Below are 15,539 nucleotides of genomic sequence, written 5' to 3' on the forward strand. Positions count from 1 at the left end.
TCCCAACGCCGGCAGACATAAAGCGGCATCAGCAGATGAAAGCTCTCATACTCATGGCTCGCGAAGGTGAGAGGCGCAAGACACGCCTTCGCGACATTGATGCCGAGTTCCTCTTTCAGCTCGCGGATCAGGCACGCTTCGGGTACTTCGCCATCTTCGACCTTGCCGCCGGGAAACTCCCACAGGCCCGCCAGCGGCTTGCCTTCGGGACGGCGGGCAATCAGCACCCGCCCGTCAGTATCAACAAGCGCGCAGGCCGCAACGAGCAGCAGCCTCTTCGGCTCACCCGTGATGCTTTCGCGCTCATCACCCATAATCGCGCCTTTCCGTTAACGATTTCTGTCAGATTTGCCAGAAATTCATCCCGCTGCGGACCGACCGGCCCGCTCATGCGCTCTTGGTTAAGAAAGCGCCAACAGCCTCAGCTGCGGTAATCCGCATTGATGCGGATGTAGTCGTAGGTGAGATCGCAAGTCCAGACCGTCGCCTGCGACTTGCCGACACCGACATCAACCTCGATGTCGATATCGCTGCCTTTCATATGGCGCGCGACCGGCGTTTCGTCATAGCCGGGAACAGCCATACCGTTCTTCGCCACATCGATGCCGCCAATGCGGATGGCAAGCTTGTCGCGATCTGCCGCCTCACCCGACTTGCCGACCGCCATGACAACGCGACCCCAATTTGCGTCCTCACCCGCAATCGCTGTCTTCACCAGCGGCGAATTGGCAATCGCCATGCCGATGCGGCGTGCCGCCTGATGGCTCTGCGCGCCCGATACGGAAATGCGGATGAACTTCGTTGCACCCTCGCCATCCTTCACAACCTGATGGGCGAGGTCGAGCATGATGTCATCAAGGGCCGCGCGGAAATCACGGAGTCGCGGATCTCCCGCCCGCGTAACGGGCGCTTCATCCTTCATGGCAGCACCCGTCGCAAAGACGAGCACCGTGTCCGAGGTCGAGGTGTCACTATCAACGGTGATGGCGTTGAAACTGTCGCGGACACCGAGAAGCAGCAGGGTCTGGAGGATCTTCGCCGGGATGGCGGCATCCGTAAAAATAAAGACGAGCATGGTCGCAAGGTCCGGCGCGATCATGCCCGAGCCTTTTGCGATGCCATTGATGGTGACTTCCGCATTGCCCACCTTCACCCGGCGCGTGGCGAGTTTCGGATAGGTGTCAGTCGTCATGATGGCGCGGGCGGCGTCATCCCATTTGTCATCAGATGCGTCTGCGAGCGCCGCGCTGATGCCTGCGACAAGCGGCGCGGGGTCCATCGGCTGACCGATCACGCCGGTCGAGGCAATGAAAACATCCTTCTGGCGGCAATCGCCCGCCTGCGCTGCAGCAGCGGCCGTCGCCTTGACAGTCGCCACGCCTGCCTTGCCGGTGAAGGCATTCGAGTTGCCGGAATTGACGACAAGCATCCGCCCCTCGCCACCCTCGGCGAGATTGGTGCGGCACCATTCGACCGGTGCGGAAGCAGTCTTGGATGTGGTGAACACGCCCGCGGCCTGCGTCCCCGGCGCCATCTTCGCGACGAGAAGGTCGGTGCGGCCCTTATATTTGATGCCCGCCGCAACCGTGCCCAGCACCACGCCCCCGATAGGCGGCAGCTTCGCATAGCTCTTCGGCGCAAGCGGCGAGACTTTCGGCCCCGCCTTCTTCTTTTTTGCAGCAGACTTCTTTGCGGGCTTGGCAGCCGGTTTCGCTGCCTTTGCAGCCGCCGCAGGCTTCGCCGTCTTGCGCTGTGCCCGTGTCAGCTTCGCCTTGCTATGGGGCTTTGCTTTCGCCTTTGCCTTGCCGCTCACCTTGCGCTTCGGTTTCACCAAAGCCTTGGCGCTTTTCTTCACCGTCATCCGCCGCTCCGACTGCAAAAAGTCTCGTCACTCGCCCTGCGGCACGATCTGCGGACGTCCGCCCGAAGGTGCAGCCTGATCGAGGCCGATAATCTCGATCTTTGTCTTCTCGCGCAAACCTTCCATGAGCTTCTGCCCCTCTTCCTGCGCGATTTGGCGGACGATGTCGTCACGCGCTTCATCAAGCGAGGGCTTGGGCATGTCGCGGAAGGAAATGAGTTCGATCACATGCCAGCCAAAGGGCGTCTGGACGGCACCGGAAACCGAGCCTGGCTCCATCGAGAAAACGGCATCTGCGAAAGGCTCCACCATTTCCGCACGCCGGAACCAGCCGAGATCGCCCCCGTCCGCGCCGCTGCCATCGCGCGAATATTCGCGGGCCGCCTCATCAAAGCTTTTGCCGCCCTTGATCTCGCCCGCAATCTTTTCGGCCTGCGCCTTTGTCTCCACAAGGATGTGGCGCGCATGGGCTTCCTTCTCGGCAGGCGCGTCCGCCACATTCTTCTTGTAATAGGCGCGGATCGCCTCTTCCGACACCTTGTCCTGCATGAGCTGGACCCAATAGACGTCGCGCAGCGCCTTTTCGTTGAAATAGTCCTGACGCCGCTTTACCGCCGGGTCATCATCCACATGCTTTGCCTTCGCCTCCAGCGCCACCACGCGGCGGTCAATCAACATGCCAAGGAGATACTGGAACTGGACCTCCGGCTCGAACCGGGCGAGCGCGCCCCCCATTTCCTCATCCGCCATGGCAATATCGGAATAGCGAATCGGCGTGCCGTTAACCGTGGCAATGACCTCATCCGCCCCTTCCTCCTGGGCGAGGGCGCCCGAAAGCCCGGCCCCCGCGCCGAGCGGCAGGGCAACGAGCAGGGCAGCGAAAAGACGGGGCAGAACAGGCATGAACGATCCTTCCTGAGGGTATCGCGGCGGGAACGCCGGAATGCGTCGGGCCGCAGGCGGTGCCGGGGTCTTTTTCCCCTTATGGCCCTCATTGTTAATGTACCGGAGACAAACCCGGGGATATGGCGGAATTTCGGCGCGCCATAATGGCGTTACGACGCAAGCCATACAAGCGCCGTCAGCGGTCCCGGCCCCCCGGAAGCCGCCAGCGCGTTCGATTGACAAGGCCCCACCGCCACCTTACATCGGAGACGCACCGCAAGAGGAAAATTACCTGATGGCAAGCTTTGGCGCGCTCGCCAAACGTCTTTTCGGCTCCGCAAATGACCGGAAGATCAAGGCTTACAAGGCCCGTGTCGCAGCGATCAATGCGCTCGAACCGGAAGTAGCAGCCCTGAGCGACGAAGCTCTCAAGGCCAAGACATTCGAATTCCGCGCCCGGCTCGCCGATGGCGCGACGCTTGATGAAATTCTCCCTGAAGCCTTTGCAACCGTCCGCGAGGCCGCGAAGCGTACCCTCGGCCAGCGCCATTATGATGTGCAATTGATCGGCGGCATGGTGCTTCATGACGGCAATATCGCCGAAATGAAGACCGGCGAAGGCAAGACACTCGTTTCCACACTGGCCGCCTATCTGAACGCTCTGCCGGGCAAGGGCGTCCATGTTGTGACGGTCAACGACTACCTCGCCAAGCGCGACGCGGAGTGGATGGGCCAGGTCCATCGCTTCCTCGGCCTTGAAGTGGGCGTCATCCTCCACGGCCTCAATGACGATCAGCGCCGTCAGGCCTATGCGGCGGACATCACCTACGCGACCAATAACGAGCTTGGCTTCGACTATCTCCGCGACAACATGAAGTACCAGCTCACCTCCATGGTGCAGCGCGGTCATGGCTTTGCCATCGTGGACGAAGTCGATTCCATCCTGATCGACGAGGCGCGCACGCCGCTCATCATCTCCGGCCCGCTGGACGACAAGTCGGACCTTTATCTCTCCATTGATGAAGTCATTCCGCTTATCAGCGAAGAAGATTACGAGCTGGATGAGAAGCAGCGCACCGTCAACCTCACCGAAGACGGCAATGAGCGCATCGAACAGGTGCTGCGCGAGCATGGCATTCTCACGGAGGGCAACCTCTATGACATCGAGAACATCTCGATTGTTCACCATGTGAACAACGCTCTGCGCGCCCACAAGCTCTTCCAGAAGGACAAGGACTACATCGTCAAGGCCGGCAAGGTTGTTATCATCGACGAGTTCACCGGCCGCATGATGGAAGGCCGCCGCTTCTCCGACGGGCTGCATCAGGCGCTTGAGGCGAAGGAACGCGTCACCATCCAGCCGGAAAACCAGACGCTCGCTTCCATCACCTTCCAGAACTATTTCCGCATGTATGACAAGCTGTCCGGCATGACCGGCACGGCGATGACGGAAGAAACCGAGTTCGCGGATATTTACGGCCTTCAGGTCGTCGAAGTGCCGACCAACAAGCCGGTCGCGCGTATCGACGAGGATGATGAGGTCTATCGCACCACAAAAGACAAATATCAGGCGATGATCGCGGAAATTGAGGAATGCGCCGCGCGTGGCCAGCCCGTTCTCGTCGGCACGACCTCCATCGAAAAATCGGAAACGCTTTCCGAACTTCTGAAAAAGAAGAAAATAAAGCACAAGGTGCTGAACGCCCGCTCTCACGAGCAGGAAGCCCATATCGTTGCGCAGGCCGGTGTGCCCGGCTCCGTCACCATCGCCACCAACATGGCGGGTCGCGGCACCGACATTCAGCTTGGCGGCAATCTCGAAATGCGGATCGCCGATGAAACGGCTGACATCGAGGATGAAGAAGCGCGCGCCCGCAAGATTGCGGAAGTGAAAGCCGATATTGAAGCGAAGAAGCAACAGGCGCTTGCCGCAGGCGGCCTCTATGTCATCGGCACGGAGCGGCATGAAAGCCGCCGCATCGACAACCAGCTTCGCGGCCGTTCGGGCCGTCAGGGCGATCCCGGCCGTTCGAAATTCTATCTCTCGCTTGAAGACGACCTGATGCGCATCTTCGGCACCGACCGCATGGACGGCATGCTGCAGAAGCTCGGCCTCAAGGAAGGTGAGGCGATTGTCCATCCCTGGATCAACCGCGCGCTTGAAAAGGCACAGCAGAAGGTCGAAGCGCGGAACTACGACATCCGCAAGAACCTGCTGAAGTTCGACAATGTGATGAACGACCAGCGCCGCGCGATCTTCGAGCAGCGCATCGAACTCATGCGCGCCGAGGATGTGTCGGACACGGTGACGGATATGCGCCGTCAGGTGATTGACGACATGGTGGCCGAACACGTCCCCGCGAAGGCCTATGCCGAGCAGTGGGATCTCGTCGGCCTTCAGGAAGAAGTGAAAAAGACGCTCGACCTTGATCTGCCTGTGGTGGAATGGGGTCAGGAAGAAGGCATTGCGGATGAAGAAATCCGCGAACGCATCCAGTCCGCTTCAGACCGTTACATGGCGGCGAAGGCGGCGCAGGTCGGCCCTGAACTCATGCGGCAGGTTGAAAAGGCTGTGCTGCTTCAGACGCTCGACCATCATTGGCGCGATCATCTTCTGATGCTCGATCATCTACGTCAGGCCGTCGGCCTGCGCGGCTATGCGCAGCGCGATCCGCTGAATGAATATAAATCCGAAGCCTTCGAGCTTTTTGAAAGCCTGCTCTCGCGCCTGCGCGAAGATGTGACGCGCCAGCTCTCCGTCGCGCAATTTGTGACGCGCGAACAGGCGCCGAAGATCGAGGATGAGCCGCTGCCCGAAATGCACGCCCATCACGTCGATCCTGTGACGGGTGAGGATGAGCTGACAGATACGGGCCGCCCGCAAGGCACCGTGCGCAATGATCCGGGCGTGGCCGTCGATCCGAACGATCCGCGCACATGGGGCAAGATCTCGCGTAACGCGCCCTGCCCCTGCGGTTCCGGCAAGAAGTTCAAGCACTGCCACGGCGCAATCTGATCAGCCACCGCCGTCCGGAACATCACAAACAAAAAGAGCCGCGCCCGAAAGCGCGGCTCTTCTTTTCTTGGCAGTGCCCGATCAGGCGCGATGGCCGGGAGCGAGCGACTTCTTCAGATGATGGCCCGCAAGGAAGTAATGGGTCGCAGCCCAGATGTTGAACATCGCCGTGCCGAACAGCGCCCAGCGCAGCGACTGGTTGCCAAGCCCCATCGAGTGATTGAAGAAATCCGACAGGATGCCCACAAATTGCGGTCCGAAGCCCAGGCCGATGATGTTGATGATGAACAGCATCACCGCGGAGGCGAGCGCGCGCTTTGCGGGCGGTGTCAGCGTCTGGATCATCGCAAAGGAGGGGCCGAGATAGAAGGCACCGAGAAAGGCGATCGGCACATAGATCACCCAGAGGATCGAAACGGCATAGCTGCCAATATGGAAGGCGGGCCAGTTATCCATCAGATAGAAGGCGATGATGAAAGGCACCACAATGATCTTCGCCCAGGCGACAACCCATGTGTTCCAGCGCGGATCTTTCGCCGCGAGACGGTCGGTGAGGCGCCCGCCGAAATAGGCGCCGATGCCGCCCACAATACCCGCCATCAGCGCGAGATAGGTCGAGACTTCACCGATCGACATGCCATGTGTGCGGATGAGGAAGGCCGGACCCCACATCACGCCGCCATAGCCGACGAATGAGGTGATCGTCACGCCGAGCACCACATGGCGCGCGGCCGCCGTCTTCCAGAGATGGCGGAAGCCTTCCTTCACAATGGTAATGCCGGTTCCCACCGTGAGCGGCGCAGAAGGCTGCTCGGGCGCCATGCCATCCGCGCCACCGCGCGGAGGTTCTTTCAGCGTGAAGCGAACGAGAAGCGCGAGGATGAGGCCGGGCAGACCGACAACGAAGAAGGCCGCGCGCCAGCCATACCAGACCGCGACCCAGCCGCCGACAAGAAAGCCGATCATCACACCGAAATAGACACCGAGCGAATAGATCGCCATCGCGCTTGCGCGCTCATTTGGCGGATACATGTCGGCAATCATGGAATGCGAGGGCGGGCTTGATCCGGCCTCACCAATGCCGACGCCGACACGCGCCGCCGCAAGCTGCCAGAAGTTTTGCGCCATTCCGCAGAGCGCCGTCATGCCGCTCCAGATGGCAATGGCCCAGGCAATGATGTTGCGCCGGTTGCCACGATCCGCAATCAGGGCGATGGGGATGCCGAGGGTTGCGTAGAAAATCGCAAAGGCGATCCCGGAAAGAAAACCAAGCTGTGTATCCGACAGCATGAGGTCTGCTTTGACCGGCTCCAGCAGGATGCCCATGATGTTCCGGTCCACATGGCTTGATGTATAGCCAAGAACCAGAACCGCCAGAGCATAGCGCCTGTATCCGGGCTACAGCATGGCGGGCACACCGTCATTCGCTACCCTTGCTTCGGACATTCCCTCTTCCCTCCGATATGTCATTTTTGTGCGGCAACTCTAAAGGCGCTTGGATGGCGCTGCAATCGAAGCTGGCCCGTCCCCTCTCCCGCCTGTCATAATCACCGCAATCAAGAAACCCGAAATGGAGCAACGCCCCATGACCGCAACGACGCCCACCCCCTTCACCATCGCTGTTCCGCAGGGAAAGCTTGACGCGATTCTTGCCAAGGTGCGCGCCTATGAATGGCACGACATGCCGGAGATCGCGCCGGGCGGCAATCGTTGGGCCTATGGCGCAGACATGGACTACATGAAAGAGCTTTGCGCCTATTGGGTGGAAAAGTTCGACTGGCGGGCTGCTGAGAAGAAGCTGAACGCCTTTCCGCAATTTCATGCCGAGCTGGACGGGCTGAAAATCCACTTCATCCATGTGAAGGGCTCGGGCACGAAGCCGGAGAACCTGATTCTTACGCATGGCTGGCCGGGCTCGGTCTTCGAGTTCTATGACGTGATCGACCGCCTCGCTCATCCCGAGAAGTTTGGCGGCAATGTGGAAGATGGCGTGAACGTCGTGATCCCGTCGCTGCCGGGCTATGCCTTCTCCGGCAAGCCGAAAACGCCGCTTGGCCCAAAAGCCACCGCCGCGCTCTGGGACCGGCTGATGCGCGAGGTGCTGGGCTACGACACCTATATCGCGCAGGGCGGTGACTGGGGCTCGGTCGTCTCGGGCTGGCTTGCCTATAACCACTCGCCTGCAAAGGGCGGCGGCTGCAAGGCCGTGCATCTGAATATGTGGGGTGTGAGACCCTCCGTGCTGCCGGAGACGGATGCGGAAAAGCAGTGGGCAGCGGGCGCCGCCATGGTCGTCGAGCTTGAAAGCGCCTATCTCCGCCTGCAGATGACAAAGCCGCAAACGCTTTCCTACGGCATGATGGACAGCCCCGTGGGCGCGGCTGCATGGATCATCGAGAAGTTCCACGGCTGGTCTGATAGGCGCGGTGCTGATGGTCACGAGCACATCGAAAACGCCTTCACCAAGGATCAGCTTCTCACCAACCTCATGATCTATCTGGTGACCGACACATTCGGCACAGCGACATGGTTCTATCGCGGCATGATGGAAGAAGGCGGTACCAACATGGCGCCGGATACAAAGGTTGAGGTGCCGACCGGCATTGCAAACTTCCCGAAGGAGTTTCTCACTTTCCCGCCGCGCAGCATGGTGGAGAAGGGCTACAACATCATCCGCTGGTCCGATTTCGAAAAGGGTGGACACTTCGCCGCGCTCGAAACAGGCGAAGTCTTCGCAAATGACGTGCTTGCTTTCGTCAGCCAGGTGAAAGGCGGAGCGGCATGACAGATCGCCTCATCCCCGCCGATCCTTTCACCATCGCCGTATCGGACAGCGAGATCGACGATCTGAAGCGCCGTCTCGCGGCGACGCGATTGCCGAACGAACCTCTCGGCAATGAGCATTGGGACTATGGAACGAACCTCTCCTATATGGAGAAGTTACTTGCCTATTGGCGGGATGAGTTCGACTGGCGCGCTCAGGAAAAAAGCCTCAACCGCTTTCCCCAGTATCGCGCAACGCTCAAGGATGAGGATGGTGAGGAACACACCATCCACTTCATCTATGAGCGCGGCTCGGGCGACAATCCCGTACCGCTCATCATGACGCATGGCTGGCCTTCCACCTTCCGCGAATTTCTCGACGTGGTGGACCCGCTTGCCCATCCTGAAAAATATGGCCGCGAAGGCCCGGCCTTTGACGTGATCGTGCCATCACTCGTCGGCTATGGCTTTTCCTCGATCCCGCGCAAACCCATCGGCCCGGCAAGGATCGCCGATCTCTGGCACCGGCTGATGACGGAAGTGCTCGGTTACGAACGCTATGCCGCAGAAGCGGGAGACTGGGGAAGCTTCGTCACATCGCGGCTCGCGCTTCAGCATGCCGACAGCGTGACGGGCATTCATCTCACCATGTTGCCGCTCCGCCCCTCGCTCAAGCATGAGAGCCAGCCGCCGGTGAGCGAGGAAGAGGCGCACTGGATCGCGACCATGCAGAAATGGTGGCGGCAGGAAGAAGGCTATCGCTCCATCCAGTCCACCAAGCCCATGGCGCTCGCCTTTGGTGTGATGGACAGCCCGGCAGGCCTCGCAGGCTGGCTTGCCGACAAATATTACCGCCTCGGCGACACCGACAAGACCGACACAATGAAGGGCATGATCCAGCGTTTCCCCTTCGATGTGATCCTCACGCAATTCTCGATCTACTGGTTCACCGGCACCATCAATTCGGCCAATACGCTTTACAAGGCCGGTCCCGCCGAAGGCTCCGCGCTGCTCAGGCCGGGCGAAAAGGTCACCGTGCCGACCGCCTATTCCGAGTATCCGATTGATGTATTGCCGGAGACACCGCGCTCATGGGCGGAGCGCAGCTACAACATCGCGAGATGGCGGATGATGGATCGCGGCGGCCATTTCGCCGCCATGGAGGAACCGGAACTCTTCGCGGATGATGTCCGCGATGCCTTCCGCGAAATAGGGATCACTCAGGGGCGCTAGCGCCCCTTCCTCATTTCCGGCCGCTCGCTTCCGGCACGCCCGCGCCAATATCAATCCAGCGCGTCTCCTCATATCCGAGTATTTCGTAAGGGCCGGGGTCATAGCCCACCGGAGCAAGCTCATCGAAATAGGAGAGGAGCATCCAGTGGCCGGACCGCGCGTGCCGGAGCGGCAGGACCAGCACCTCGGCGCGATCGACCAGATTGGCGCGGCGGCTGCGCAGCATGTTCTGCCGTCCGCACGGCACAGATAGCTGGAGCGAGATCATTTCTCGATAGTCGGGCCAGAGAAGCGGCGACATGAGATCGGCAACACTGCGCCCCGTCGGGTCAAAGCCCAGAGACCGGCACACGGTCGTACCCGTCAACCGCTGAAGAATGATATCTTCCGACACGACTTCGAGAATGGTGACCGCCGGCATGAGCGTCGCAATGCGGCTCGGGCTGAAATCCTGGCGGTCGGGGACGAAATCCACCTTGGGGAGACTGTCCCAATAGGCGAAGAACTGCCTTGCGCTGGCGCTCCACAACAGGTCGGGTTCAGAAAGCATGGGCAGTCCTGCAAATGGCCGCGGGCGCAGCCATCTGTTCTAAGCAGCCATGCTTAACAGCAGGTGAATCCGGGTGGGCGTCAGAACGCTCAGGAAAGGCCGATCCGTCCCATTGCGAGAAACTTCTCGCGGCGGGTACGGCGAAGCGACTCGTGGTCCAGCTTTTCGAGGCCCTTGAGTTCCTCGGCAATCGCGTCGCCCACTTCCTTGATCATCTGGTTGCGTTCGCGATGCGCGCCGCCCACGGGCTCCGGCAGAACCCGGTCGATCACCCCAAGCTCGTGGAGGTGCTGGGCGGTGATCTTCATTGCGGTCGCCGCGTCCTTCGCCTTGTCGGAGCTGCGCCACAGAATGGAGGACGCGCCTTCAGGCGAGATCACGCTGTAGATGGAGTGTTCGAGCATCAGCACACGGTTCCCGCAGGCAAGCGCCACCGCACCGCCCGAACCGCCCTCGCCGATCACGACCGAGACGAGCGGGACGCCCAGCGACAGGCAGCGATCCGTGGAGCGCGCAATGGCCTCGGCCACGCTGCGCTCTTCGCTTTCCATGCCCGGATAGGCGCCTGACGTATCGACCAGCGTGACCACCGGTATACCGAAGCGATCGGCCATATCCATGAGGCGGATCGCCTTGCGATAGCCTTCAGGCTTGGCCATGCCGAAATTGTGCTTGATGCGGCTCTTCGTATCCGAGCCCTTTTCATGGCCGATAAAGAAGACGGACCGGCCCCGGAAGCGCCCGATGCCGCCGACAATGGCCGCGTCCTCGCCGAAAACGCGGTCGCCCGCGAGCGGCGTGAAATCTTCGGCCAGTCTTTCCACATAATCCAGAAAATGCGGGCGAGCCGGATGGCGCGCGACCTGAACCTTCTGCCAGGGCGTCAGCGAGGCATAGGTATCCTGAAGGAGTTGAGCCGCCTTCTGCTCAAGCTTGGCCACCTCGTCGCCAATACTGACCGACGGGTCTTCCTGGGCGAGGAGCTTCAGCTCCTGCACCTTGCCTTCCAGTTCTGCTATCGGCTTCTCGAAGTCGAGATAGGTGTGCATCGCGCTCCGGCAACTCCCGCGCGGACCGCCTCTGGCGGAGCCGGCAATCGGGCCTGTTACGGCCCCGTTATTTGCAAGTGCGCGGCACACTGACCCGCCCCCGCCTCCTTGTCAACCTGCCGGTTGCACTCTCGAAATGGCGGATTTCCGCGCTTCCCGCTCCCGCTGTCACAAATCCGGGCTTCATCTCGTCTTGAGGGGAGATCGAACCGCTCAAGGGAGCCCGCAATGTCCAGCATAGCCCGCCACCACACGCCGCCTCATACGCCTCTGCGGAGGGCCGCTCTCCTGCTTTTTGCCCTGATCTGGCTCGGCAACGGGCTGTGGATGCTGGGCGATCCGGCGCACTGGTATGGAGCCATCGCAGGCGTCAGCAATACCGGCCCCTACAACCCCCATTTCGTGCGCGACATTGGCTGCGCCTATCTGCTGATCGGCCTTCTCACGCTTGGCGCGCTCCGCTGGCCGGCGGCGAGCCTGCCGTTTCTCGCTGCCGTCACGCTCTATCTCCTGCTTCATGCCCTGCTGCATGTCTGGGACATTGCCGCTGCCCGGCTGCCCCTTTCCCACATGCTGATCGACCTTCCCGGCGTTTTTGCACCGCCTTTCGCGGCGGCCCTCCTCGCCTGGTGGTCCACCCCGCGCAACGCCTGACAGCCGGAAAGGAAAGCAAACATGAAAGGCTTTTTTGCGCGATGCGCCGTCGCCTTGCAGGAAAGAATGACTGGTGAAAGCGCAGACCATATGCGCGACATCCATGCCGGTTCGCCTGCCGTTTTCTGGCGGCTCACGCTCGCAACCGCCCTCTGGAATCATCAGAAAGCGTTGCCGCGCGATATCAGCAGCGTCGCGGCCATTGCCGCCCTGCGCTCGGAAGATTGCGGGCCTTGCGTGCAAATCGCCGTAAACATGGCGCTGAAGCAAGGCGTCTCTCCCGCCATAGTCCGTGCCGCCGCGACCGGTGCGCTTGCGGAACTTAGCAAGGACACGCGCCTTGCTTATGACTTTGCCTATGCGGTCGCGGTGAGCGATCCGCGCGCGGAGGATTTGCGCGCCCTCATCGAGCAGCATTGGGGAAAGGCAGGGCTTGCCGAATTTGCCCTTGTCATCGCAACCGTCAGAACATACCCCGCACTCAAGCGCGCGATGGGCTATGCTCGCACCTGCCAGCGCGTGACGATTGAGGGCGAAACGCTTGAGGCACATCCTGCAAGGGAAAGAGCGGCATGAGTAGCAATCCTGCCCCGGATGAGGCGACATTCGAGCGCCACCGCGCCCGCGCCTTTCAGGTTGCCTATCGCATATCAGGCTCGGTTGCCGATGCTGAAGACATTGTGCAGGAAGCATGGCTGCGCTGGCAGTCCGCCCCCCGCAGCGACATTCACAATCCCGAAGCCTGGATTGTGACGACGGTTGCGCGGCTCGGCATCGACCAGTTGCGCAGCGCCCGCGCGCGGCGCGAAACCTATGTCGGGCCGTGGCTGCCGGAACCCATTCTCGAATTTTCCGAAAGCGAGCCGACGCCCGAAGAACGCCTCTCGCTTGCCGATGACATTTCCATGGCCCTGCTGCACATGCTGGAGCGCCTGTCACCGGAAGAGCGCGCGGCCTTTCTGCTGCATGATGCGTTCGACTATGGCTATGACGAACTCGCCGCCATCCTCGGCAAGTCCGAAGCCGCCTGCCGCCAGACGGTGAGCCGCGCGCGCAGACGGGTGCGCGAAGACCATCCCCGCTTCGACACCAATGTGCAGGAGCATCATCGCCTCGCCACTGCCTTCGGCAATGCAATTGCGAACGCCGATCCGCAGGCGCTCATCAACTGCCTCAGCGAAGATGTGGTTCTCTATTCGGATGGCGGCGGCAAGGCGCTTGCTGCGCTGAACCCGCTTTACGGACCGGATCACGTCTCGCGTTTCTTCTTCGGCATCCTGAAGAAGCGCCCGCAAAATCTTCAGCCGCGCCCTGCCATTGTAAACGGCCTGCCCGGTTTCGTGATCATGGAGGAAGGCGAGATCCAGACCACGCTGAGCTTTGGTATCAGCGAAGGCCGCATCTCGACCATCTATATGGTGCGCAATCCCGACAAGCTGCCGCGCCGAGGCGCACCCGCCTGAGCATCAGGACGCGTTGCCCTTTCGCGCCAGCGGATGATGCGTCTGCACCAGATCCTTCAGCCGCTCATCCAGCACATGCGTATAGATCTGCGTGGTGGAAATATCGGCATGGCCAAGCATCTGCTGCACGGCGCGAAGATCAGCACCATTGGCAAGCAGATGGCTCGCAAAGGCGTGGCGCAGCGTATGCGGCGACACACGCGTCGGATCAAGTCCGGCGGATATGGCGAGGTCTTTCAGAAGCTGCGCAAAGCGGTGCCGCGTCAGATGCCCCTGCCGCCCGCGCGACGGGAAAAGCCAGGGCGAGACATGATCGCCAAGCCGCATGGAGCGAAGCGGCAGATAGGCATCAATCGCACTGCGGGCCGCATCCGAAAGCGGTACCAGCCGCTCCCTGCCACCCTTGCCGCTCACAGCAAGGAAACGCTCCTCACCTCGCACCGCCGAAAGCGGCAGACCGACAAGCTCCGACACGCGAAGCCCCGTCGCATAGAGAACTTCCATCAGGCAGACAAGGCGCGCGCGCTTATAGGCAAGCACTGCCTCTTCATGCGTGCGCCCGTCTTCCGCGCGGCGCGCGGCCGCAAGAAGCGCATCGACTTCGCCAACGGTAAGCGTCTTCGGCAAGGGCCGCGCACGGCGCGGACCTTCAATGGAGCCGCAAGGATCATCCTTGCGGATGCCTTCGGCAAAAAGGAAGCCGTGAAACTGGCGAAGCGCCGAGAGGCGCCGCGCCGCCGTCGATGCGGAAAGCCCCTGCGTGGAAAGGCCTTCCAGATAGTCACGCACATCGCGCGTTGTCGCCGCATCCACCGCTTTTCCCTTGGAGTTCAGGAAGGCGCTGAAGTCTTTCAGATCGCGCTCATAGGCATCGAGCGTATTGCGCGCCGCACCGCGCTCCGCACTCAGCATTTCGAGAAAGGCATCGATAAGACGCCCGCGCTCCTGTGACTCTTTGGACATTTAACTCACCTGTTTAACTCAACCACGTCCGGCGCTACTCCGCGCCATCAAGGCCTCGAGCGCGACGCGACGCGCCTCACTTTCAAGACCCGCTGCCTTCAGGCTTGCCACCGCTTGCGCTGCCGCACGCGGATGAACTGCACCCGGCCCCTCATTCCCGATAATGTCGATGGCGAGCATCACGGTCTCGCCCACCGCAGCTTTCTGTCCTGCGGCCTGAAGCTGCCCGAGCACCGCATCAGGCGGCACACGCCCCGTCAGCACACCGCGCGCATCAAGCAGCGCTTCCCAGACAGAAGGATCAAGCTCGAAGCCGAGCGCCTCAAGCATCATCGCTTCACTCGCCCCGAATATCCGCGTCTGCGCAATGCCGGAGCGGAGATCGCTCACGATCGCGGCTGATACGCCCGCCCTGTCAAAACCGGAGGGCGACCCGCTCAAAACCCGCGCAAGCCCTTCGAGCTCGCGCTGATCGCGGCCGATCATCTGCCCGCCTGCGTTCATCACCGAGGCCCAAGCCTGTGCATGGCTGCGCTCACCAAGCGCAAGGAAGGCGCGCATGGCAGCAGGCGCAAGCGGACGCAACGCTTCATTGGGTTCGAGCTTTTCCAGTTCAGGATAAAGCGCTTCAACCGTGGGATAGTAGAGGCCCGCCGTCTCCGCTGTTGCAAAAGCGAGCTTGAAAAGCCGGATGCGATCATCCGCCGCCACAGCCTGACCGATCGACTGGAAGATCATCGCGCGGCGCAGCGGCGATGCTTCAGGTATATCCGATGTCAGAAGCCCCGCAAGCTGCTCCGGCGTGAAACTCGGCTTGCTGTAATAGGCCGCAAGATCACGACCGCTGATAAGCCCGTAGGAGGCTGCACGCTCTGCGGCGAGAACCTTTGTCTCGTCCGAAATCGTTTCATCCTCGAGAAGCGGCAGCAGCAAGGCTGGCTCCGCAATCTCGACGGCATTCGCAGGAAGCTCGCGATTGGCAAGCTTGTAGAAGGCCACATCCAAGCTGCTGAGCTGCTTCGGCTCGGGCGCGCGCAGCACGATGCCTGCGGCCGCCTCACCCGCCAGCGAATAGAAGAGTGCATCATCCATGCCCTCTTCC

At 61.2% G+C, this 15,539-nt stretch carries 14 protein-coding genes; 6 read left to right on the forward strand and 8 right to left on the reverse strand.

Annotated elements, in window-relative coordinates:
• The 3 genes from WBF74_RS13145 to WBF74_RS13155 all read right to left on the reverse strand — a co-directional run.
• A partial coding sequence (locus WBF74_RS13145) for a (deoxy)nucleoside triphosphate pyrophosphohydrolase (protein ID WP_424440645.1) occupies nucleotides 1–314 on the reverse strand: 314 nt, incomplete at its 3' end.
• A gap of 107 nt (nucleotides 315–421) precedes the next feature.
• Nucleotides 422–1,861 carry a bifunctional glutamate N-acetyltransferase/amino-acid acetyltransferase ArgJ gene (gene argJ / locus WBF74_RS13150; protein ID WP_424440647.1) on the reverse strand — a complete coding sequence of 480 codons (1,440 nt, stop codon included), beginning with the start codon at nucleotides 1,859–1,861 and terminating at the stop codon, nucleotides 422–424.
• Between the two features lie 27 nt (nucleotides 1,862–1,888).
• The gene (locus WBF74_RS13155; protein ID WP_424440649.1) at nucleotides 1,889–2,764 is read right to left on the reverse strand and encodes a peptidylprolyl isomerase; all 876 of its coding nucleotides are present in this window, start codon (nucleotides 2,762–2,764) and stop codon (nucleotides 1,889–1,891) included.
• Between the two features lie 277 nt (nucleotides 2,765–3,041).
• Here WBF74_RS13155 and secA point away from each other — a divergent pair, with 277 nt between their 5' ends.
• Nucleotides 3,042–5,762, forward strand: a complete 2,721-nt coding sequence (gene secA, locus WBF74_RS13160; protein WP_424440651.1) for a preprotein translocase subunit SecA — start codon at nucleotides 3,042–3,044, stop codon at nucleotides 5,760–5,762.
• 81 nt (nucleotides 5,763–5,843) lie between these two features.
• Here the strand turns inward: secA and WBF74_RS13165 are convergent, their stop codons facing one another.
• Entirely contained in the window at nucleotides 5,844–7,103 is a 1,260-nt protein-coding gene (locus WBF74_RS13165) for a spinster family MFS transporter (protein ID WP_424440653.1), read from the reverse strand.
• A gap of 244 nt (nucleotides 7,104–7,347) precedes the next feature.
• On the opposite strand from WBF74_RS13165, the gene WBF74_RS13170 reads away from it, so the two are divergent.
• Both WBF74_RS13170 and WBF74_RS13175 read left to right on the forward strand, forming a co-directional pair.
• Nucleotides 7,348–8,547: an epoxide hydrolase family protein gene (locus tag WBF74_RS13170; protein ID WP_424440655.1), complete on the forward strand. Its 1,200-nt coding sequence runs from the start codon at nucleotides 7,348–7,350 to the stop codon at nucleotides 8,545–8,547.
• Nucleotides 8,544–9,758 (forward strand): epoxide hydrolase family protein, encoded by a 1,215-nt coding sequence (locus WBF74_RS13175; protein ID WP_424440657.1) that lies wholly within the window; start codon nucleotides 8,544–8,546, stop codon nucleotides 9,756–9,758. Before WBF74_RS13170 ends, WBF74_RS13175 begins: the two co-directional genes overlap by 4 nt.
• 10 nt (nucleotides 9,759–9,768) lie before the next feature.
• On the opposite strand, the gene WBF74_RS13180 is transcribed toward WBF74_RS13175, so the two are convergent.
• Complete coding sequence (locus WBF74_RS13180) at nucleotides 9,769–10,308, reverse strand: PAS domain-containing protein (protein ID WP_424440659.1); 540 nt, start codon at nucleotides 10,306–10,308, stop codon at nucleotides 9,769–9,771.
• Between the two features lie 89 nt (nucleotides 10,309–10,397).
• Nucleotides 10,398–11,357 (reverse strand): acetyl-CoA carboxylase carboxyltransferase subunit alpha, encoded by a 960-nt coding sequence (locus WBF74_RS13185; RefSeq protein ID WP_424440661.1) that lies wholly within the window; start codon nucleotides 11,355–11,357, stop codon nucleotides 10,398–10,400.
• Between the two features lie 228 nt (nucleotides 11,358–11,585).
• Here WBF74_RS13185 and WBF74_RS13190 point away from each other — a divergent pair, with 228 nt between their 5' ends.
• From WBF74_RS13190 to WBF74_RS13200, 3 genes are all read left to right on the forward strand, one after another.
• Nucleotides 11,586–12,011 carry a hypothetical protein gene (locus WBF74_RS13190; protein WP_424440663.1) on the forward strand — a complete coding sequence of 142 codons (426 nt, stop codon included), beginning with the start codon at nucleotides 11,586–11,588 and terminating at the stop codon, nucleotides 12,009–12,011.
• Nucleotides 12,012–12,077: 66 nt separating this feature from the next.
• Nucleotides 12,078–12,587, forward strand: a complete 510-nt coding sequence (locus WBF74_RS13195; protein ID WP_424440665.1) for a carboxymuconolactone decarboxylase family protein — start codon at nucleotides 12,078–12,080, stop codon at nucleotides 12,585–12,587.
• Nucleotides 12,584–13,474: a sigma-70 family RNA polymerase sigma factor gene (locus WBF74_RS13200; RefSeq protein ID WP_424440667.1), complete on the forward strand. Its 891-nt coding sequence runs from the start codon at nucleotides 12,584–12,586 to the stop codon at nucleotides 13,472–13,474. The genes WBF74_RS13195 and WBF74_RS13200 overlap by 4 nt, the downstream gene beginning before the upstream one ends.
• A 3-nt stretch (nucleotides 13,475–13,477) precedes the next feature.
• Here WBF74_RS13200 and xerD read toward each other — a convergent pair whose 3' ends face one another.
• The gene (xerD, locus tag WBF74_RS13205; RefSeq protein WP_424440669.1) at nucleotides 13,478–14,437 is read right to left on the reverse strand and encodes a site-specific tyrosine recombinase XerD; all 960 of its coding nucleotides are present in this window, start codon (nucleotides 14,435–14,437) and stop codon (nucleotides 13,478–13,480) included.
• Nucleotides 14,438–14,455: 18 nt separating this feature from the next.
• The coding region (locus tag WBF74_RS13210) for a hypothetical protein (protein ID WP_424440671.1) at nucleotides 14,456–15,539 on the reverse strand (1,084 nt) is incomplete at its 5' end.

It is taken from the genome of Parvibaculum sp. (genome assembly GCF_049672805.1).
In the GTDB taxonomy this organism is placed as follows: Bacteria; Pseudomonadota; Alphaproteobacteria; order Parvibaculales; family Parvibaculaceae; genus Parvibaculum.